This window comes from Streptomyces sp. ITFR-21, from assembly GCF_031844685.1.
GTDB lineage: Bacteria > Actinomycetota > Actinomycetes > Streptomycetales > Streptomycetaceae > Actinacidiphila.
In genome coordinates this window covers 6,037,439-6,056,788 of sequence record NZ_CP134605.1, presented here as the reverse complement: position 1 = coordinate 6,056,788, position 19,350 = coordinate 6,037,439, and the positions used below count along the sequence as shown (strand labels likewise).

At 72.9% G+C, this 19,350-nt stretch carries 15 protein-coding genes, 3 pseudogenes and 1 riboswitch; of the genes and pseudogenes, 14 read left to right on the top strand and 4 right to left on the bottom strand.

All coding sequences use genetic code 11. The annotated features are described in order from the left end of the window. Positions 1-249: 249 nt before the first annotated feature. Positions 250-513, top strand: coding sequence for a hypothetical protein (locus RLT57_RS27035; protein ID WP_311299854.1), 264 nt, complete (start codon positions 250-252; stop codon positions 511-513). Positions 514-588: 75 nt separating this feature from the next. Here the strand turns inward: RLT57_RS27035 and RLT57_RS27030 are convergent. The 3 genes and pseudogenes from RLT57_RS27030 to RLT57_RS27020 all read right to left on the bottom strand — a co-directional run. Continuing rightward, positions 589-1,242, bottom strand: a pseudogene (locus tag RLT57_RS27030) (alpha/beta fold hydrolase); the annotation flags it as partial. 369 nt (positions 1,243-1,611) lie between these two features. Then, positions 1,612-1,932 (bottom strand): annotated as a pseudogene (locus RLT57_RS27025) (M24 family metallopeptidase); the annotation flags it as partial. An 80-nt stretch (positions 1,933-2,012) separates the two neighbouring features. Beyond that, positions 2,013-3,428, bottom strand: a complete 1,416-nt coding sequence (locus RLT57_RS27020) for a short-chain fatty acyl-CoA regulator family protein (RefSeq protein ID WP_311299853.1) — start codon at positions 3,426-3,428, stop codon at positions 2,013-2,015. Between the two features lie 370 nt (positions 3,429-3,798). Here RLT57_RS27020 and aceA point away from each other — a divergent pair, with 370 nt between their 5' ends. From aceA to RLT57_RS26980, 8 genes and pseudogenes are all read left to right on the top strand, one after another. Next, positions 3,799-5,088 carry an isocitrate lyase gene (gene aceA, locus RLT57_RS27015; protein ID WP_311299852.1) on the top strand — a complete coding sequence of 430 codons (1,290 nt, stop codon included), beginning with the start codon at positions 3,799-3,801 and terminating at the stop codon, positions 5,086-5,088. Positions 5,089-5,368: 280 nt separating this feature from the next. Further along, positions 5,369-6,958, top strand: coding sequence for a malate synthase A (gene aceB, locus RLT57_RS27010; protein ID WP_311299851.1), 1,590 nt, complete (start codon positions 5,369-5,371; stop codon positions 6,956-6,958). Positions 6,959-7,104: 146 nt separating this feature from the next. Continuing rightward, a riboswitch (cobalamin riboswitch) is annotated at positions 7,105-7,319 on the top strand. Positions 7,320-7,479: 160 nt separating this feature from the next. Continuing rightward, positions 7,480-8,704 (top strand): annotated as a pseudogene (locus tag RLT57_RS27005) (5-methyltetrahydropteroyltriglutamate--homocysteine S-methyltransferase); the annotation flags it as partial. 173 nt (positions 8,705-8,877) lie between these two features. Beyond that, the gene (locus RLT57_RS27000; RefSeq protein WP_311299850.1) at positions 8,878-9,030 is read left to right on the top strand and encodes a hypothetical protein; all 153 of its coding nucleotides are present in this window, start codon (positions 8,878-8,880) and stop codon (positions 9,028-9,030) included. A 475-nt stretch (positions 9,031-9,505) separates the two neighbouring features. Then, positions 9,506-10,705 carry an FG-GAP repeat domain-containing protein gene (locus tag RLT57_RS26995; protein WP_311299849.1) on the top strand — a complete coding sequence of 400 codons (1,200 nt, stop codon included), beginning with the start codon at positions 9,506-9,508 and terminating at the stop codon, positions 10,703-10,705. Between the two features lie 15 nt (positions 10,706-10,720). Next, on the top strand, positions 10,721-11,377 hold the full coding sequence (locus RLT57_RS26990) for a ThuA domain-containing protein (protein WP_311299848.1): 657 nt from the start codon (positions 10,721-10,723) through the stop codon (positions 11,375-11,377). 108 nt (positions 11,378-11,485) lie between these two features. Next, positions 11,486-12,241, top strand: a complete 756-nt coding sequence (locus RLT57_RS26985) for an AfsR/SARP family transcriptional regulator (protein ID WP_311299847.1) — start codon at positions 11,486-11,488, stop codon at positions 12,239-12,241. A gap of 55 nt (positions 12,242-12,296) precedes the next feature. Further along, positions 12,297-12,983 (top strand): HAD-IA family hydrolase, encoded by a 687-nt coding sequence (locus RLT57_RS26980; RefSeq protein WP_311299846.1) that lies wholly within the window; start codon positions 12,297-12,299, stop codon positions 12,981-12,983. Here the strand turns inward: RLT57_RS26980 and RLT57_RS26975 are convergent. Beyond that, positions 12,949-13,428 carry a MarR family winged helix-turn-helix transcriptional regulator gene (locus RLT57_RS26975; RefSeq protein ID WP_311299845.1) on the bottom strand — a complete coding sequence of 160 codons (480 nt, stop codon included), beginning with the start codon at positions 13,426-13,428 and terminating at the stop codon, positions 12,949-12,951. The two genes, RLT57_RS26980 and RLT57_RS26975, sit on opposite strands and share 35 nt — an antisense overlap. A gap of 188 nt (positions 13,429-13,616) precedes the next feature. Here RLT57_RS26975 and RLT57_RS26970 point away from each other — a divergent pair, with 188 nt between their 5' ends. The 5 genes from RLT57_RS26970 (at position 13,617) to RLT57_RS26950 (ending at position 19,242) form a co-directional block, all read left to right on the top strand. Then, entirely contained in the window at positions 13,617-14,843 is a 1,227-nt protein-coding gene (locus tag RLT57_RS26970; RefSeq protein WP_311299844.1) for an MFS transporter, read from the top strand. Beyond that, positions 14,840-15,823 (top strand): LLM class oxidoreductase, encoded by a 984-nt coding sequence (locus RLT57_RS26965; protein ID WP_311299843.1) that lies wholly within the window; start codon positions 14,840-14,842, stop codon positions 15,821-15,823. The genes RLT57_RS26970 and RLT57_RS26965 overlap by 4 nt, the downstream gene beginning before the upstream one ends. 253 nt (positions 15,824-16,076) lie before the next feature. Further along, complete coding sequence (locus RLT57_RS26960) at positions 16,077-17,201, top strand: class II D-tagatose-bisphosphate aldolase non-catalytic subunit (protein WP_311299842.1); 1,125 nt, start codon at positions 16,077-16,079, stop codon at positions 17,199-17,201. 40 nt (positions 17,202-17,241) lie between these two features. Beyond that, complete coding sequence (locus tag RLT57_RS26955) at positions 17,242-18,486, top strand: hypothetical protein (protein ID WP_311299841.1); 1,245 nt, start codon at positions 17,242-17,244, stop codon at positions 18,484-18,486. Positions 18,487-18,579: 93 nt separating this feature from the next. Next, the gene (locus RLT57_RS26950; protein WP_311299840.1) at positions 18,580-19,242 is read left to right on the top strand and encodes a histidine phosphatase family protein; all 663 of its coding nucleotides are present in this window, start codon (positions 18,580-18,582) and stop codon (positions 19,240-19,242) included. Positions 19,243-19,350 lie beyond the last annotated feature (108 nt).

Below are 19,350 nucleotides of genomic sequence, written 5' to 3'. Positions count from 1 at the left end.
ACGACACCGCACCCGGCACCCGCGGCCGCTGACCGGTGTCCGCGGACCACCACCCGGTTTCGGCGGCCCCTGTGCCGCTCCGGAACACCGCTACGCCGTCGGCGACGGGTCGGCCGCGGCCGACCCGGACAACCGCACCGGGGCCGGCCCGATCCATCCGTTGCCCCCGTTCGGGCCGCGCCGCGCGATCCCGCCGGATGCGTCGCCGTTCCGGGGGTTTTGCCCGTTCGCGCCGGGGCAGTCGAACCGTTGACCTTCGAGGTGATCTCAGTGGAGCTGTCCGACGGCGAGGGCCCGAGCCCTGCCACCAGGGAACTTCCCATAGTGGACTACAACCACCTTCCCAAGCTGGCGATCGAGGGGTTCTCCCACGACTTGGCCAAAGAGGAGGTGGAGACCGTCCTGCGGTACGAACGCGCGCACAGGAGCCGTACGCCGGTGATCAGGGTGCTGACCGCCCGGCTCAGACGGCTTCGTGACGGCCGGCACCCCGACGGTGCCCCCGTCTCCTGAGCGCCGGCGTCCCGCTCCGGCGGCGGCCGGCCCGCGGCGCCGGTCCTGCCGGGACGCGTCAGGCCGGACGCGTCGTCAGTTCAGGCGCGTCGTCAGTTCGGCGACGCTGTCGTCGAACACGTTGAGCAGCAAGCTCAGGTGTCCTTCGGCGGGTTCCAGGTGGACGGCGGCCGCGGGCAGCCGGTCGGCCAGCCAGCGGCCGTGGGCGAAGGGCACCATCCGGTCCTGCGCGCCGTGCCGGACGGACACGGGTGTCCGGACGGCGCCGAGGTCGAGGCCCCAGTCGCCGACGAAGGCCAGGTCGTCGTCGCGCCAGCCGGCGATCCCGCCGGACGTCACGGTCCGGAACGCCTCCGCCGTGTGCTCCGCGAACTCCTCGGTGAGCGCCGCGCGGTCCACGTCCGAGACCAGGCCGCCCAGCGCGGCCGCGATCTGGTCGGCGCGCACCTCGGCCAGGACGGGGAGCTGCGTGTGCAGGAAGGCGGTCAGTGGCTCCGCTCCGGCCACGGCCGCCCCGAACTCCGCCATGTTCTCCGGGCCCATGCCGTCCAGCCAGTCCAGGCCCTCGGCGGCGAACGGCGCCGGGCCCGCCACGGTGGCCGCGGCCAGGCACCGGTCGGGCAGCAGGGCGGCGCACGCCGGCGCGTGCGGAGCGCCACCGGACCAGCCGGCGCTGACGAACCGGTCGGCGCCCGACACGTCCAGGACCGCGGCGACGTCGGCGGCGACCGAGGCGACCGTACGGCCGGCATCGGTGTCGAACCGGCGTAGCCGGGCCGGCTGTGGACCACCCCCCGCAAGCCGTGCCGCGCGGCGGTGGCGACCACCGGTAGAGCCGCGCCGCCGACGGCGTGCCGTTGTGCAGCACCAGGAGGATCCCGTCGGCGGGGCCGGCCACCGTGTAGTCCAGCGTCCGGCCGTCGGTGAGACGAAGGCGAGTCATGGCAGCGGACCTCCCCCGGCGGGGTGTGCGCGGCGGCCGGGGCGGTGAAGCGCTGCGCCGGCCGCGCGCGCCGCCGCCTCCGGCAGGGCCGCTCACCGGTCCGCCGCCGGTCCGCCGCCGGCCGGGCGACACGCCCCGGCCCCCGCTCGCGGGTGTCAGAGGTCGAGCAGCTCCTCGTAGAAGCCGCCGAAGCCCCGGCCGCGGTCGACAAGGTGGATCTCCAGGATCCAGTGCAGCCGCCGCCCCGCCTCGTCCGTGCGCCGCAGCCGTCTGTCGTTGGCGGGCACGATGTGGGAGTCGACGTCCTCCCAGGTGTCGTACTCGGGCGGGAACTCGCCCACCAGGTGGCCGGCGTGCCAGCCGCCCAGCTCCCAGCCCGCGTCGGCGGCGAGCCGCTCGACCTCGGCGTGGAGCTGCTTGCCGGTGATGTCCGGGGCCGCCTCGAAGGCGCGGCGGGCCGCCGCGAAGACGGCCGGCTGCTCCCCGCTTCCCGCTCCCCGCGCGTCCGGCGCGTCCGGCGCCCGCGCCCCGGTCAGTCGGTCAGTCGGTCAGTCGGTCAGTCGGTACGAGAGTCCTCGTCGGCGACGGGATAGGGCACGAAGGTGCTGGTGTTCTCGTCGATCGCCAGCCGCCGGTCCAGCGGCGGCTGGGCCCGCTGGGGGCAGTCGGTGCGTTCGCAGAGCCGGCACCCCATGCCGATGGGAACGGCGGCGGAGGTGTTGCCGAGGTCGAGGCCGTCGGAGTAGACGAGCCGGGAGGCATGCCTGATCTCGCAGCCGAGCCCGATGGCGAAGGTCTTGCCGGGCTCGCCCCAGCTGCCGCGGTGCCGGGTCACCGTGCGGGCGGTCCACAGATAGCGTCGCCCGTCGGGCATGGCGGCGATCTGGACCTGGATCCGGCCCGGGACGGCGAACGCCTCGTAGACGTTCCACAGCGGGCAGGTACCGCCGGCGCGGGAGAAGTGGAACGCCGTCGCGGACTGGCGTTTGGACATGTTGCCGGCCCGGTCGACACGGACGAAGGAGAAGGGCACACCGCGCGACCTCGGGCGCTGAAGGGTGCTGAGCCGGTGGCAGACGGTCTCGTAGCCGAGGCCGAAGTGGTCGGCCAGTCGCTCGATGTCGTAGCGGAACTCCTCCGCGGCCCGGTGGAAGCGGCGGTACGGCAGGATCAGCGCGGCGGCGAAGTAGGTGGCCACGCCGATACGGGCCAGCGGCCACGCGGCGGAGTCGGGGGCGAAGTCCTCGGCGGCCAGGGCGGACAGGCCGTCCGCGTACTCCAGCAGCGCGAGCTGGGTGGCCATCCGGAACGCCTGCTGGCCGGGGCGCAGCCGGCTGGAGAGGTGGAGGACCCGGGTCGCGGGGTCGTAGCGGTGGAGCAGTTCGCAGTCCGCGGCCAGCCGCACCCCGTGGCGGTCGGCGAGCCGCGCGGCCAGCGCCGCGAGGACCGCCCCCGGCCGCACGCCGATCTCGGCGGCGAGGCGTTCGGCCGCGAGGTCGGTGTCGTGCAGGTAGTTCTGCCGCCGGTAGAAGAACTCGCGGATCTCCTCGTGCGCGGAGCGGGGCACCGCCGCCGCCTTCCGCCCCCGGCCCTCCGCCGCCTCGGAGAGCCGCTCGGTGAGCTGCTGGTTGCGTCGGCCGAGGTCCACGAACAGCGCCGCCACCGCCGGTGTCCGGGAGGCCAGATCGGACAGGTCGGACGCCGACACCCGGCCCGCGGCCACCTCGTCCGACAGAGCCTCGCGCAGGTCGGCCACCAGCCGGCCGGTATCGCGCTCGGAGAAGAAGCCCGGGTCGATGCCGAACGCCTCGGTCAGCCTCAGCAGCACCGGCACGGTCAGCGGGCGGGAGTCGTGCTCCATCTGGTTCAGGTAGCTGGGGGAGACGGCGAGGACCCGGGCCAGCTCGGCCTGGCTCAGCCGCCGCTCCTCGCGCAGCCGCCGCAGTCGCGCTCCCGCGTACGTCTTGCTCATCCCGGACTCCCGTCCCGCCCGCCGTGGACCCGCTCGTGATCCGCACCGCGCCTCCCGGTGCCGGCCCTTCGCAACGTTGGCCGATCGGCACCGGAAGATCCGCCGAAGTTGGCAATCATACCGCCTTGATGGCACTCCGTGCCACTGCCACAGTCGTAGTGCGGCCCGCCGGACTGCGGCGGCCACGCACCCGGCATCGGTCATGAATCCGCTCTGACGTGGGAGATTTCGGCCTTCCGCCTGGCTCGGCGACGTCGTCTCTCCCTACTCGCACCGGAGCCAGCAGGCCGCACTCGCACTCAGTTTGGCACTGAGTGTCAATCATTCGCACAGTTCGCGCGCCCAGTCCGCGACACCCCGGGAGACGCTCATGGCACCGACGAGGACGACGACAGCAGCAGCCGAGGACCTGGCCCGGCGGTGGGCGACCGACCGGCGCTGGAAGGGGATCGAGCGCACGTACACCGCGCAGGACGTGGTCAGGCTCTCCGGCAGCGTCCGCGAGGAGCACACCCTGGCCCGGCGCGGCGCCGAGCGCCTGTGGCGCCAACTGCACGAGCGGGACTACGTGCACGCGCTCGGCGCCCTGACCGGCGGCCAGGCGGTGCAGCAGGTCAAGGCCGGCCTGCAGGCGATCTACCTGTCCGGCTGGCAGGTCGCCGCCGACGCCAACCAGGCCGGGCAGACATACCCCGACCAGTCGCTCTACCCGGCCAACTCGGTGCCGCAGGTGGTCCGCCGGATCAACAACGCGCTGCTGCGCGCGGACCAGATCGCGACCGCCGAGGGCGCCGGGGACACCACCGACTGGCTCGCGCCGATCGTCGCCGACGCCGAGGCCGGCTTCGGCGGGCCGCTCAACGCCTTCGAGCTGACCAAGGCGATGATCGACGCGGGCGCCGCCGGCATCCACTACGAGGACCAGTTGGCCGCGGAGAAGAAGTGCGGCCACCTCGGAGGCAAGGTGCTGGTCCCCACCGGCCAGCACATCCGCACCCTCAACGCGGCCCGGCTGGCGGCCGACATCGCCGATGTGCCGACGCTGATCGTGGCGCGCACCGACGCGCTCGCCGCGACGCTGCTCACCAGCGACGTCGACGAGCGGGACGCCCCCTTCGTCACCGGCGAGCGCACCGCCGAGGGCTTCTACCGGGTGCGGGGCGGCATGGAGCCCGTCATCGCCCGCGGACTCGCGTACGCCCCCTACGCCGACCTCATCTGGGTCGAGACCGGCACCCCGGACCTGGCCCAGGCCCGCGGGTTCGCCGAGGCGATCCACGCGCGGCACCCGGAGCGGATGCTGGCGTACAACTGCTCGCCGTCCTTCAACTGGCGCGCCGCGCTGGATGACGACCAGATCGCGAAGTTCCAGCGGGAGCTGGGCGCGATGGGGTACCGCTTCCAGTTCATCACCCTGGCCGGCTTCCACTCCCTCAACCACGGCATGTTCGAGCTGGCCCGCGGTTACGCCGAGCACGGGATGACCGCGTACGTGGACCTCCAGGAAAAGGAGTTCGCCGCGCAGCAGCAGGGCTTCACCGCGGTCAGGCACCAGCGCGAGGTCGGCACCGGCTACTTCGACCTGGTGTCCACCGCCGTCAACCCCTCCTCCTCCACCACCGCGCTGACCGGCTCCACGGAGGAGGAGCAGTTCCACTAGGCCGCGGCCGCCCGGCCGCCCGCCCGCCCGCCCGGCCGCCCGGCCGCCCGGCCGCCGGACCGCCCGACCGGCCGACCGCGCCGTCCGCCGTCCGCCGTCCACGACCCACCGCCCACCGCCCACCGCCCACCGCCCACCGCCTCCGGCGACACTCCCCCGGCCGGTCCCGCGTCCGCGCCGGGGGGACGGGTCGCCCCCGTTCCCCCGGCGCCGGGGATCCGCCCGGGCCCCCCCGCTCCCCCCGTCCGGCCTCCGGCCGCTCCCGCTGAGGAGAACCCCCATGTCCACCACCGCTCTCACCGGCCGGGTCCAGGTCCTCGGCGCGCCCGGCGACCGCCACGACGAGATCCTCACCCCCGAAGCCCTGGAGTTCGTCGGCCGCCTCGTCGACGCCTTCGCGCACCGCCGGCTCCGCGTCCTCAAGGAGCGCAGGCGGGTGGCGGACCGGCTGGCCTCGGGCTCCGTGCTGGACTTCCCCCTGACCACCGCGGCCGTCCGCGCGGACGGCTCATGGCAGGTCGCCGCCCCGGCGCCGGGGCTGGTCGACCGCCGGGTGGAGATCATTGGCCCTGCGGACCGCGGGTCGGCCGTCGACGCCCTCACTTCGGGCGCGAACGTCTGGACGGCCGACTTCGAGGACGCCACCTCTCCGACCTGGCACAACATCGTCGGCGGCCAGCTGACCCTCGCCGACGCCGTCCGGCAACGGATCGGCTTCACCACGCCGGAGAGCGGGGAGTACCGGCCCGGCGGGCATCCGGCGACCATCGCCGTCCGCCCCCGCGGCTGGCACCTGGCCGAGGACCACCTGCGGGTCGACGGCCGCCCCTCGCCCGCCTCCCTTGTGGACTTCGGGCTGTACTTCTTCCACTGCGCGCAGCGGCAGATCGACGCGGGCCGCGGCCCGTACTTCTCCTTGCCGAAGCTGGAGAACCGCCACGAGGCACGGCTGTGGAACGACGTGTTCGTCCTGGCCCAGGACCTCCTCGGCATCCCGCGGGGCACCGTGCGGGCCACCGTCCTGATCGAGACCGTCACCGCGGCCGTCGAGATGGAGGAGATCCTCCACGAGCTCCGCGAGCACAGTTCCGGGCTCAACGCGGGCCGCTGGGACTACCTCTTCAGCCTGATCAAGACGTTCGGCCACCGGGCGGACTTCCTGCTGCCCGACCGCGCCGGGATCACCATGTCCGCGCCGTTCCTGCGCGCCTACACCGATCTGCTGGTCCGCACCTGCCACCGGCGCGGCGCCCACGCCATCGGCGGCATGGCCGCCCATGTGCCCGGCGGGAGCGTCGACACCGACCGCGCCGCCCTCACCGAGGTGCGGCTGGACAAGGAACGCGAGGCCGAGGACGGCTTCGACGGCTCCTGGGTCGCCCACCCCGGCCTCGTCCCCGTCTGCCGGGAGGTCTTCGACGGCGTTCTCGGCGAGCGTCCGCACCAGCTCGGACGCACCCGCGCCGACGTCGCGGTGACCGCCGCGGACCTGCTGTCGGTGCGGCGCGCCGGCGCCCCGCCCTCGGCGGAGGGCGTCCGCACCACCGTCGCGGTCGCCCTGCGCTACTTCGCCGCCTGGCTGGACGGGCGGGGAGCGGTCCCCCTGTACGGGCTGATGGCTGACGCCGCCACCGCCGAGATCGCCAGGGCGCAGATCTGGCAGTGGCTGCGGCACCGCGTCGTCGACCGGGCGAAGGTCGCGGAGGTGCTGGCGGCCGAACTCGCCGTGCTCGGCGCGGAGTCTCCCGGGGTCGACCTCGGCGAGGTCCGCGCGCTGTTCGAGCGGACCGCCCTGGCGAGGGAGCTGCCGGCCTTCTTCACCGCGCACGCCTACTCCCGCCTTGTGCGGCTCCCGGAGGGACGGTCCTGACCCCGGCTGCCCCCGCCGGCTGCCCCCGCCGGGAGCCCGCGGCTGCGTGCCGCCGCCCGGGACCACCCCGCCGCCCCGGGCCACCCCGCCGGCCCCACCCGCGTCCCGGGATACGGGCGGAGGTGACCGGGGAGCCGGACACGCCCTAGCCTGGCGGAGCAGCCGGTTCACCCCGTCCGCCAGGCGGGGAGTCGCAAGAGGGAACCCGGTGGGATTCCGGGACTGCCCCGCAGCGGTGAGGGGGAACGACCGCCGTCATACGCACTGGGCCCGTGGGGCCCGGGAAGCGACGGCCAGTAGGTGTCCGCCTCGGGCGGACGTGCCCGCGAGTCCGAAGACCTGCCCGTTGCCCGTACGCGACCGATCGCGTACGGAGTCCCGGTGACCTCGTGGGCGGGTCGGCGTATCCACCGAACGGGCGAACGTGTGCGTGGCGCACGGCCGTTCCGTCGGGTTCGTCATACCTTCGCGCTCGCGTCCCGCCCCGGGATCCAGGGAGATGTCTCGCGAAGGAGATTTCCGTGACGGCGAAGTCCGCAGCCGCGGCAGCACGGGCCACCGTGTACGGCTACCCCCGGCAGGGGCGGAACCGGGGGCTGAAGAAGGCCGTCGAGGGCTACGGGAAGGGCCGTGTCACCGCCGATGCCCTCCGGGAGACGGCGGCCGGCCTGCGCAGGACCAACTGGGAGCAGTTGGCGGGCGCCGGTGTCCACGAGGTGCCGACCGGCGACTTCTCGTACTACGACCATGTGCGGGACACCAGTGTGATGGTCGGCGCGATCCCGGCCCGGCACCGCGCGGCGGTCGGGAAGGACGCCTTGGACGGCTACTTCGCGATGGCCCGCGGTACGCAGGACGCGGCCCCGCTGGAGATGACCAAGTGGTTCGACACCAACTACCACTACCTCGTCCCCGAAACCGGCCCCGACACCGACTTCACCGCCGACTCGACCCGGCAGGTGGCCGAACTGACCGAGGCCCTCGCCCTCGGTCATGCCGCCCGCCCGGTGCTCGTCGGCCCCGTCGCCTATCTCCTCCTCGCCAAGCCCGCCCCCGGCGCCGACCCGGACTCCGACCCGCTGACCCTGCTGGACCGGCTGCTGCCCGTCTACGCCGAGGTGCTCGCCGACCTGCGGGCCGCCGGCGCCGAGTGGGTCCAGCTCGACGAGCCCGCGCTGGTCCAGGACCGCACTCCGGCCGAGCTGGCCGCCACCGCCCACGCTTACCGCGGGCTCGGCGGCCACGGCAGCCGGCCCAAGCTGCTCGTCGCCTCGTACTTCGACCGGCTCGGCGAGGCGCTCGCGGTCCTGGCGAAGGCCCCGGTCGAGGGCCTCGCCCTCGACTTCACCGATGCCGCCGCCGCCAACCTCGACGACCTCGCGGCCGTCGGCGGCCTGCCCGGCAAGCGGCTCGTCGCGGGCGTCGTCAACGGCCGCAACATCTGGATCAACGGCTACGAGAAGTCGCTGTCCGTCCTCGCCACCCTCCCCGGCCTGGCCGGCCGGGTCGATGTCGCCGCGTCCTGCTCCCTCCTGTAGGTGCCGCTCGACGCGGCGGCCGAACAGGACATCGACCCGCGGGTCCGCCGCTGGCTCGCCTTCGCCCGGCAGAAGACCGCCGAGATCGTCACCCTGGCCGGGGGACTGGCCGAGGGCACCGGCGCCATCGCCGCGCAGATCGCCGCCAACCGCGCCGACCTCGCCTCCCGTACGGACTCCCCGATCACCCGCGACCCGGCCGGCGGACAACGCGGCCGTCCTGGTCGGCTTCACCCGCCCCGAGCAGGTAGCCGAGAACCTCTCCGCCGTGGACGACCCGCTCTCCGCCGGGGAGTCCGCCTTCGTCCGCCGGACCGCAGGTCGCCTCCAACAAGCGCTGGACGCCTACGGTGAGGTCTTCCTCGACGAGAAGGGGGCGCGATGACCACCGCCCGGCAGCTCTCCTTGACGGCCGCCACGGCCTCGTACCCGGCGGGTTCCGCCGGCCAGGCCAGCGTCCTGCTGTTCAACGCCCAGCACGCCTCACCCGAACGCTCCCGCCGGCAGGCCGCCGACTTTCGGCGTTCTCGCTGATGATCGTGGGGTGGCTCGGGCGGGTGATGGAGGTGTGGCCCGGTCCTGCGAGCCGGCGCGGGGCGGCGGGCAGGTCCGGTCCGCCGGGCCGTACGGCCTGAGCCGTCACCGCGGAGAGGGCGCGGGGGCGCGGGGGCGCCACGAAAGATCGAGGCAAGGGTGTCCGGAGATTGGCTCAATCAGGGCCGCGCATGCGGCCCGGACGGGTGCCGGACGCCGGGCGCCGGGCAGGGCCGCTGGCATACGACCCGGGGGATTGCCGTGACCTGCCGGAACGCCGGACCGCGGGGACGCGTTCACGATCCGGCGTATCGCGGTGGATCATGCCCTGACCCCCGACTTTGTATCACAAATCAACTTATAAGTCTATATAGATATTAGGTGAGGTGAGTCATATTCGCGCGGCCCGCCCCCGAGTAATCTCTGCTGGGACATTTTATGTTCGTGCACATATATGTCCAAGAGGAGAACCGGAGTGCAGGTTCCGTACTTCGAGCGCGAAGTGCTGGCGGACGGCCTCACCGACGGGTATTGGATCCAGGCGGTCGACCTCAACGGCTCCGGCCGTCCGGGGCTGCTGACGTCGGGTCTGGCCGAGGGCGTGGTCCGCTGGTACGAGAACCCGGGCTGGACCCCGCACGTCATCGCACGGATGAGTCAGCCGGTGGCCTGGGCGGCAGCCGACATCACCGGCGACGGAACGCTCGACCTCGCCGTGTGCCACGACTACGGCAAGAGCATGTACGCGCACACGCCCGACGACGGATCCATCTCCTGGTTGCGCAACCCGGGCCCCGGCCTGCTCGGCAGCCCCTGGGAGGTGCGCCGGATCGGCGGCCTGGTCTCCGCGCACCGCCTGCGGCTGGGGCACTTCACCAGCGCGGAGCGGCTCCAGCTCCTCGCCCTGCCGGTGGTGGGCGGAATCGGCGGACGCGCCGGCATGGAGCAGCCGGCCGTGGTGACCGTGCTGAACCGGCCGGACGACGTGCTGGCGGCGCCCGAGTGGGAGGTGGCGGCCGTGGACGACGCCTCCTTCCGGATCCTGCACGACTACGTGCCCGCCGGGACGTCCGGGTCGGGTCTGGAGAGGTTCGTCGTGGCGAGCCGCGAGGGCCTGAGCAGCTACGGGTGGGACGGCGGCGCGGACGCCTGGACCGCGCGCCGGTTCGGCGGCGGGGAGGACGGCCAGCAGGCCCGGACGGGGTTCCGCGGGAGCAGCAGTGTCGCGCTGGGCGGACTGCCCGCCCAGGGCGCGCGCTACGCGGCGACGATCGAGCCGTTCCACGGCAACACGGTCGCGGTGTACGTGGAGTCCCCGGACGCGGGGATGTGGCGGCGGACCGTCCTCGACGTGTACGGCGACCCGAACGACGTGGGAGAGGGGCCGGGCCACCACGTCGTGGCCGCCGACTTCGACGGCGACGGAGAGGACGAGTTCCTGGTCGCCCTGCGCGGGCCGATGCCCTGGCAGGGCGTCTTCTACTACAAGGCGGTGGACGTGGCCGCGGGCCTGTGGACGAAGAAGCGGGTGTCGCAGGACTCCGCGGCCCGGATCGCGGTCGCCGACTTCAACGGCGACGGAGCCCTGGACTTCGCCACCACCGGTTACTACACACCCGGTTACTTCCTGGCCGACAACCCGGTCGTGGCCGTCTACCGGAACCTCGGCCTCTGACCCGAAGGAGCAGTCGTGACGCGCGCCCTGTACCTGTACGGAGGATGGCCCGGTCACCGGCCCTACGACGTCGCGGAATGGGTCCTGACCGAAACGAAGGAGCTCGGGCTGGACGTCGACACCGTCAACGATCCCTACCGCCTCGAACAGGACCTGACCGGCTACGACCTGATCATCATCGGCTGGACCCAGGCCCACACCACCGAGAACCTCACGACACGCCAGGAGGACAGCCTGCTGCACGCCGTCGAGAACGGGACCGGGGTGGCCGGCTGGCACGGCATGGCCGCCTCGTTCCGCGCGAGCCTGCGCTACAACCAGCTGATCGGCGGCAACTGCGTCTCCCACCCCGGTGGCGAGGGCGTCGAGGTCCCGTACACGGTGCGGATCGTCGATCCCGCGCACAAGGTGACCGACCGGGTGGCGGACTTCCCGGTCGCCTCCGAGCAGTACTACATGCATGTCGACCCGACCAACCACGTGCTGGCGGAGACCGAGTTCAGCGGGGAGCACCTGCCGTGGATAGCGGGCTCGCGCATGCCGGTCGCCTGGGTACGGACCTGGGGCGCCGGCCGGGTCTTCTACAGCTCCGTCGGCCACTACCCCAAGGACCTGCAACAGCCCGACGCCGCCCGTCTCCTGCGCCAGGGGATCGCCTGGGCATGTCGTTGACCTCCGCCCCGATCCGCTGCGCGGATCCGCCGTAGCTTCTTCTGCCCCCTCTCAGATGGATGGGAAATCCCCGCAACCCGTCGGGGATTTCAGGAAACGAGGAATCACGTGGGCGCATTCATCCGGGCGACCCTTCTCGGGGAGTTCGGGGTCACCGTCGACGGGCAGCGCATGCCCGTCCCGCCGCTCAGACAGCGGATGTTGCTGGCCCTCCTGCTCGCCGAGGCACCACGTCGGGTACCCGCGCCGCTGTTGATCCAGGAACTGTGGGACAACCGCCGCCCCGGCAACGAACGGGCCGCCCTGCACATCCACATGACGCGGCTGCGCCGGCTCCTGGCGTGGACCGATCCGCGGCTGACCGACGTCATCCGCACCGAGAACGACTCCTACCGCCTGGTGTGCGGTGGGCTGTACGTGGATCTGGCCGCCTACCACAGCGCGTACGCCAGTGCCCAGGCGAGTCGGCGCGGCGGGGACGCCGCCGCGGAGCGCCGGCACATCGAGGAGGCCATCGCGCTGTGGCGGGGCGATCTGCTGGAGGACCTGCCGACCGGGCGGGTGTACACCGCCAGACGTCGCCAGCTGCAGGAGTACAACCTGGATCTGACCGAGCGACTGCACGAACTGCAGATCCGGGCCGGTGAGTACACCAGCGCGGTGCGGAGCCTGCGCCGCATCGTCGCGGCCCACCCGCTCCGCGAGAGCGCCTGGTTCCTGCTGATGAAGGCGCTGGAGGCGGACGGGCGCGGCGCGGAGGCGGTCGCCGCCTTCAGCACCGCCCGCGAGGTGTTCGCGACCGAGCTGGGCGTGGAACCGGGAACCCAGCTGCGGAGCCTGTTCCAGACGCTTCTGGCGGCCTGACAGGGATCCCGCCCGATCAGCCGACTGCCACGCACGCCGAGAAGGAGGGGAACGCATGTCTGTGTCTGATCTGCCCGAGGGCCTGCCCGGGGGAATGTCCGCGGTCACGACCGCGCGTGCCGTCCTGTTCGACCTGGACGGGGTCCTGGTGGACTCCTCGCCGGTGATCGACAGGGTGTGGCGCGACTGGGCCGGCCGGCACGCGATCGCCTGGGAGGCGGTGCGTCCGCTGCTGCCGGGCCGCCGCGCGAGCGAGACGGTCGCGCTGCTGGCGCCGGAACTGGACTCGGACGCCGAGGGACGTGAACTCGAACGAGTGCAGTCCGCCGACCTGGCGGGCGTCTCCGCGTGCCCGGGAGCCGTACCGCTGCTCGCCGAGCTGACCGGGTTTCCGTGGGCGATCGTGACCTCCGGAAGCCGCGCCACCGCGACGACCCGGCTGCGGGCGACCGGGCTCCGGGTGCCCGAGGTGCTGGTCACGGCCGACGACGTGACGCTGGGAAAGCCGCATCCCGAGGGCTATCTGGCGGCGGCGCGGCGGCTGGGGGTGCCGCCCGGGGAGTGCCTGGTGGTGGAGGACGCCGACGCGGGCGTCCGGGCGGCCAGGGCGGCGGGCACCCGGGTGGTGGGGATCGCGGGCTACGGTCTGGGGGCCTCGGCCGGCGCCGTGGACCTGACCGTGGCGAGCCCGGCCGAGCTGCTCGGGCTCATCGGCTCTGCGACAGACCGGCTTCCTCACTGAGCCAGACGGCGGCCGGGGCGAGCTCCGGGTCCTCGGCCGCCTGGCCCAGTGCCTCCCGCAGCACGCGGACCCAGGTCTCCCGGGCGGCCGCCAGCCGCTCCCGGCCCTTGTCACTGATCTGGGTGTACACACCGCGGCGGTCCTGCGGGCACAGGTAGCGCTCGGTCAGCCCGAGCTTCTCCAGCCGACCGACCAGCCGGCTGACGGAACTCTGGTTGAGCGGGATCGAGTCGGCCAGGAACTGCTGTCTGAGGTGCCCGCCGTCGTCGGAGAAGCCGAGCGCGGCCAGCGCGGCGTACTCGGTCACCGACAGCTGGTGCTCCGTCTGGAGCGCCCGCGAGAGCGCCTCTTCGATACGCGCTTCAAGGAGGCGCAGCGTCTGCCACCGGTGTTCGAGCGCGGTCGGCAGCTCGATGAGGGGCCTCACCTGGTTGATGAGCGGCACTGTTTCCCTCCTTCTCCTCGGGAGCGCGCAAGGGCCACAGACCAGGATAGCATGCGCCAACATGACATGTGTAAGCATGTGATGCATCAGCGCTTTATGCTTGTGCATAATTACTGGGGCCCGCGTGCTCTCCCGCACCCGGGCCCCGGACGCAGCCCGCCGGCTGCAAGACACCAGAGGACACCGCGATGCCCATCGCCCTGTTCGCGCTCGCGCTGAGCGCGTTCGCCATCGGGACCACCGAATTCGTGATCATGGGCCTGCTGCCCAACGTCGCCGACGACCTGCACGTCAGCATCACCTCCGCCGGGCTACTCGTGACCGGCTACGCCCTCGGGGTCGTCATCGGGGCCCCCGTCCTCACCGCCTTCTTCGGACGGCTCCCCCGCAAGAACGCCATCCTGCTGCTGAGCGGCATCTTCCTGGTCGGCAACCTGCTGTGCGCCGTGGCCCCCAGCTACGGCACCCTAATGGCCGCCCGCTTCCTCACCGCCTGCGCGCACGGCGCCTTCTTCGGCATCGCCTCGGTCGTGGCGGCCGACCTGGTCAGCAGGGAAAAGCAGGCCAGCGCCATCGCGATGGTCTTCACCGGGTCCACCGTGGCCAACGTGCTCGGTGTCCCCCTGGGTACCTTTCTCGGCCAGAACTTCGGCTGGCGCTCGACCTTCTGGGCGGTGACCGTGATCGCGCTGCTGGCCACCATCGGCACCGCCCTGCTCGTCCCGACCATCCAGCGGCAGAACCCGCCCAGCTTCCGCGCCGAGATGAACGTCCTCAAGCGCCGCCAGGTACTGCTGGCCCTGCTCATCACCGTGTTCGGCTACGGCGGCGTCTTCACCCTTTTCACGTTCATCACACCGCTGCTCACCGACGTCACCGGCTACGCCCCGTCCACCGTGAGCTGGCTGCTGGTGCTCTTCGGCACCGGCCTGTTCCTCGGCAACCTCCTGGCCGGCAAGGCCGCCGACCGGTACCTGATGCCCACCATCTACGTGGTGCTGGCGGCGCTCAGCCTGGTCCTGCTCGTGTTCGGCTACACCAGCCACAACAAGGCCGCCGCCGCCGTCTCGGTACTCCTGCTGGGCGCCACGGCGTTCGGCACCGTACCGCCGCTGCAGATCCGGGTCCTGCAGAAGGCCAGCGACGCGCCCGCCGTGGCCAGCGCGTTCAACATCTCCGCGTTCAACGTGGCCAACGCCGGCGGCTCCTTCATCGGCGGCCGGGTCATCGCGGCCGGCCTCGGACTGCCCGCCTTGGGCCCGGTCGCCGCCGTGGTGTCCTTCGTCGGCCTGGCCGTCGCGGCCTACTCCGGCTGGCTCGACACCCACGGCAAACCGGGCGACCGCGCGGTGCCCGCCGCCCCGGAACAGGCGCTCGAGGCCGGCCTCGCCTCCCCGTCGGTCGAAGCCCGATGAGCGGGCCGGCACCCGGGGGCGGGTCCGCCCTCGCCCTCCTGGCCCCCGGGCCGGGAACCCTCACCCTCGGCGTCGAACTCCCCCTCGACAACGACTGGTCGACGGCCGGCCGGCAGCGGACCCGCGCGGCCGGCCGGCCCTCGGGCGTACCCGACCTGCGCCACCACCGCGAACGCGCCGCGCTCGCGGACCGCCTCGGGTACACCGCCCTGTGGTTGCGCGACGTCCCGCTGTGGGACCCCGGCTTCGGCGACGCCGGACAGGTGTACGACCCCTTCCCGTACCTCGGCCATCTCGCGGCGGCCACCAGCCGGATCCTGCTGGGTACCGCCGCGATCGCCCTGCCCCTGCGCCACCCGCTGCACGTGGCGAAGATGGCGGCCAGCGTCGACCGGCTCAGCGACGGCCGGCTGCTCCTCGGCATCGCCTCCGGGGACCGGCCCTTGGAATACCCGGCCTTCGGCGTGGACTACGCCGAGCGCGGCCAGGCGGTACGCGACGCCGTACGGATCATGCGGGAGGCGTGGCGGCCGGTGCCGGAGCAGGACGGCGGGCCCACCGTACGGGTACTGCCCACTCCCGCCCAGCCGACCGTTCCGCTGCTGATGGCCGGACACGGCCGGCAGTCCCCGCAGTGGCTGGCGGCCCATCTCGACGGTCACTTCACCTATCACCGGCGGCCCGCCGACATGCGGCCGGTGGCCGAACGCTGGCTGGAGGTGTGCGGGGACACTCCCCGCCCACTGCTGACCACCATGTTCGTCGACCTCGCGGAGGACCCCGGCGCTCCCGTCCGGCCGATCCGCTTCGGCGCCCGGCTCGGACGGGACGCGCTCACCGACTACCTGACCGGCCTGCAGAAGTGCGGCGTGGCCCACGTCGCGCTCAACTTCCGGTTCAGCGAGCGCCCGGTGGAGGACGCGCTGAAGGAGATCGCCGCGTACGTGCTGCCGGTGTTCTGCGGACCCGACCGGACGTAGCCGCGCGGGAGCGGTCACCGCGGCCTTTCGCGGCGCGCCCGCGCGAAAGGCCGCGCCTGCGGCGGAACCCGCCGCCGTGTGGCCGAACTACGCGAAAGGGGGAGGAAGGTGCAAGGAAAGCGCCCTTCGTCATCGTAGTCCGTGACGCACACCGTGCGGTGCGCACGACTTTCCCGAGCGCGGAGGAATCAGCGTGAGCAACTCTCCCCGTCCTGAAGGAATTCCGGTGCCCTCCCGGTTGGGTGTGGGCCCCATGTCGAAGAACGCCGTGGACGCCGCGATCAATGTGGCGTACCGGCGCCGGCGCCGGATCATGCTCATCCCCAGCCGCCGCCAGGTGGAGACGGCCGCCCAGGGCGGCGGCTACGTGGAGGGCTGGACCACCGAGTCGTTCGCGGACTACGTCCACTCCCAGGACCCCGACGGCCTGGTGCTGCTCTGCCGGGACCACGGCGGCCCCTACCAGAACCCGGAGGAGAAGCGCCAGCGCTACTCCCTCGGCGCGGCACTGAAGTCCGCGGCCCAGTCGTACGAGGACGACATCCGGCAGGGTTTCGACCTCCTGCACATCGACACCTCCGTGGACCTCGGCGGTGTCGCCCCGCTGGAGGCCGCCATCGACCGGGCCGTCGAGCTGTACGGCCAGGCCGTCGAGACGGCGAGGTCGCTGGGCAAGGAGCCGCTCTTCGAGATCGGCTTCGAGGACCAGGGCGCCGACACCAACGACCCCGTCGAGTTCGAGGAGCAGGTGGCCACCGCGCTGGGCCGGCTGGAGAGCGTCGGGCTGCCCCAGCCGACCTTCATCGTCGCGCAGACGGCGACGAAGGTCATGGAGACCCGCAACGTGGGCGCGCTCACCGTCGCGCCGTTCGCCGTCGCGGCCGCGGTGCGCTCCCTGGTCCGCGTCACCCGCCGGCACGGCACCGCCCTGAAGGCGCACAACTGCGACTACCTCAGCGGCGAGCAGTTGAGCTACCTGAACGCGGCCGGTGTGGACGCGCTGAACGTGGCGCCCGAGTTCGGCGTCGTGGAGACGCGCGCCTTCCTGGCGCTGCTGGACGAACTCGGTCTGCCCGTCCTGCGCGAGCGCTTCCTCGAAGCGGCCTACGCCAGCCGTTCCTGGGAGAAGTGGATGCACCCGGCGACCACCGCGGGCGACACCGACCGAGCGGTGATCGCGGGGCACTACACCTTCGCCACCGAGGGTTTCCACGCGCTCAAGGAGGTCGCGGCGAACGCCGCGGCGAAGCGGGGCATCGACATCGACGCCCGGCTCCGGGACGCGGTCGCCCGCTCCATCGACCACTACGCCGCCGCGCTTCCCGACGCCGCCCTGCCCAGCACGGCGTCCGCGTCCGCGTCCGCGCTGGCCGGCTGATCTCCTCCCTTTCCGTACGCCTACGCGAGGTTGACACCCCATGAGCACTCAGCACGAGATCCAGCCGACGCCCGCGGCAGACGTGGGCGCGGTCGAAGAGACACTGCTGGAAGAACTGGCGGGCCGACTCGGCGGGAGCCTGGCGGAGGAACTCACCGAGGGGGGTTCTCCGGCGCGGCTGTCCCGCCTGGAACTTCCCGGCCGCGACCCGCAGGTCCTCAAGCTGCTGGTCGACATACCCGGCGCCGTCGACGGGCACGACCTGGAGTCCTTCCGGGTCAAGATCCGGCAGATCGAGAAGATCCGCACCGACCTGCCGGCGCTGCACGGGGTCTACACCGACCTCTCGCACGAGTTCCACGGCGACAACTGGGCGGCGTACACCATGCCCTACTACCCCAACCGGGACATCGCCGCGCCGCTGCGCGACAACGAGGACATCGAGAAGCGGTACGCGCCGCAGTTGCGCCGTATCCTCACCGACCTGATCGGTGCGGGCTATCTGCACAGCGACGAGGAGACCGGGCCCGGGAACATCGCGGACGTCCACGGGGACCGGCTCGTCCGGCGCTTCTGGCTGCTCCAGAGGTATCTGCCCGGCGCGCTCGTGGACGCCGACACGATCGTGGTCAACGGCGTGGAGTGCCGGAATCCGCTGAAGCTGGCCCAGACGCTGCTGGACGATCCGCGGCTCACCGCCCACGTGGACGCCAGACGCCTGTACTACCCGGTGCACGGCGACCTCAACACGCGCAACATCCTGGTCACCGATGACCGGGAGCTCGCCGCCGGCACCGGCGGGTACCGCATTATCGACCCGCGCGGCACGCTCGGCCACTGGGACCCGGCGTACGACCTGTCGAAGATTCTCTTCAGCTTCACCGTCTGGGACGCCGGTCTGCGCAAGGGATTCCGGCTGGACAACCAGGGCGCCGCATGGCAGGTGGCGATCGACGGCGGCAACTACCCGTCCTACGACGCCGCGGCCCGCCGGCTCCTCGGCCTGATGCGCGGTCTGCCCGCCTTCCAGGAGCTGACCGAGCACGACCCCGGGTGGGAGAGCCGCTATCTCCTCGGCCACGCCTTCCACTTGCTCGGCGAGGCGGCCTGCAGGCTCTCCGACATCAAGAAGCGCACCGGCGAGGACTCCGAGGACCAGCTCGACCCGGTGGACCTCGCCGCCGGCCACTACCTCTACGGGGTGCTCTTCCTGGAGGACGCCGTCCGCCAGCTGGAGACCGAGGGCCGGGTCGACAACGACGCCGCGCTGGCGCACCTGGGCTGACCGCGGGAAGATCGGGTGGCCGGGCCGGGAGGAACGGCGGCCGGTTCCCGGCCCGGCCGCGCGATCACACGAGCGGGAAGAGGACGGTGCGACATGCGCCTGTACCTGGTGCGGCACGGGGAGAACCCGGCGAACGTGCACCACATCCTCTCCTACCGCAAAGCCGACTTCCGGCTCACCGCCCACGGTGTCGGACAGGCCGAGGGCATGGGGCGGCTGCTGCGCGCGCTGCCCGGCGTCGGCGACGCGGCGTGGTGGTCCTCGCCGCTGCGGCGTGCCCGGCACACCGCCGAGCTGCTGGCGCCGCCCGGCACCGCGGTGCGGGTCGTCGAAGCGCTGCGCGAGTTGGACGTGGGCGATCTCGACGGCTCCGGGCGCCCGGACGCCCGCGCCGCCTACGACCGGGTGATCGGAGCCTGGCGCGCGGGCTCCGCCCGGACCGGCTTCCCCGGTGGCGAGAGCCACACCGAGGCCACCGCCCGGCTGGCGGGCGCGCTGCGGGCCGTCGTGTCCGAGCCCGGCGCCGGCGCGGCGGTCGTGGTCGGCCACGGCGGTCTGTTCACCGAGGGGCTGCGCGCGCTGCTCGGCCCCGGGGACCGCGGGCGGTTCGACCGGGCGAGCGAGCCCCGGTGGCTGAACTGCGAGGCGGCGGAGGTCTCCGCGTGCGCCCTCCCGGGCGGCCAACTGGAATTGGCCTTCGCCGCCTGGCACTCGACGAGCCGTACGCCTCCCCGCGGTCTCGTCCGGGAGCCGTGAGGTCCCGCCGGGCGGGTGTACGGCGCAGATCGCGGAAAACCCCGCGCCCCGGCACGGATCGGCTGGCACGCTTGCACTCTGCCGCGGTCGCGCGCAGAGCGAGCCAGG

Coding starts and splice junctions, on each gene's coding strand:
- RLT57_RS27020 (WP_311299853.1), bottom strand. CDS start 3,428: ATGAGCAAGACGTACGCGGGAGCGCGACTGCGGCGGCTGCGCGAGGAG.
- aceA (WP_311299852.1), top strand. CDS start 3,799: ATGGCACCGACGAGGACGACGACAGCAGCAGCCGAGGACCTGGCCCGG.
- aceB (WP_311299851.1), top strand. CDS start 5,369: ATGTCCACCACCGCTCTCACCGGCCGGGTCCAGGTCCTCGGCGCGCCC.
- RLT57_RS27000 (WP_311299850.1), top strand. CDS start 8,878: ATGACCACCGCCCGGCAGCTCTCCTTGACGGCCGCCACGGCCTCGTAC.
- RLT57_RS26980 (WP_311299846.1), top strand. CDS start 12,297: ATGTCTGTGTCTGATCTGCCCGAGGGCCTGCCCGGGGGAATGTCCGCG.
- RLT57_RS26970 (WP_311299844.1), top strand. CDS start 13,617: ATGCCCATCGCCCTGTTCGCGCTCGCGCTGAGCGCGTTCGCCATCGGG.
- RLT57_RS26965 (WP_311299843.1), top strand. CDS start 14,840: ATGAGCGGGCCGGCACCCGGGGGCGGGTCCGCCCTCGCCCTCCTGGCC.
- RLT57_RS26960 (WP_311299842.1), top strand. CDS start 16,077: ATGTCGAAGAACGCCGTGGACGCCGCGATCAATGTGGCGTACCGGCGC.
- RLT57_RS26955 (WP_311299841.1), top strand. CDS start 17,242: ATGAGCACTCAGCACGAGATCCAGCCGACGCCCGCGGCAGACGTGGGC.
- RLT57_RS26950 (WP_311299840.1), top strand. CDS start 18,580: ATGCGCCTGTACCTGGTGCGGCACGGGGAGAACCCGGCGAACGTGCAC.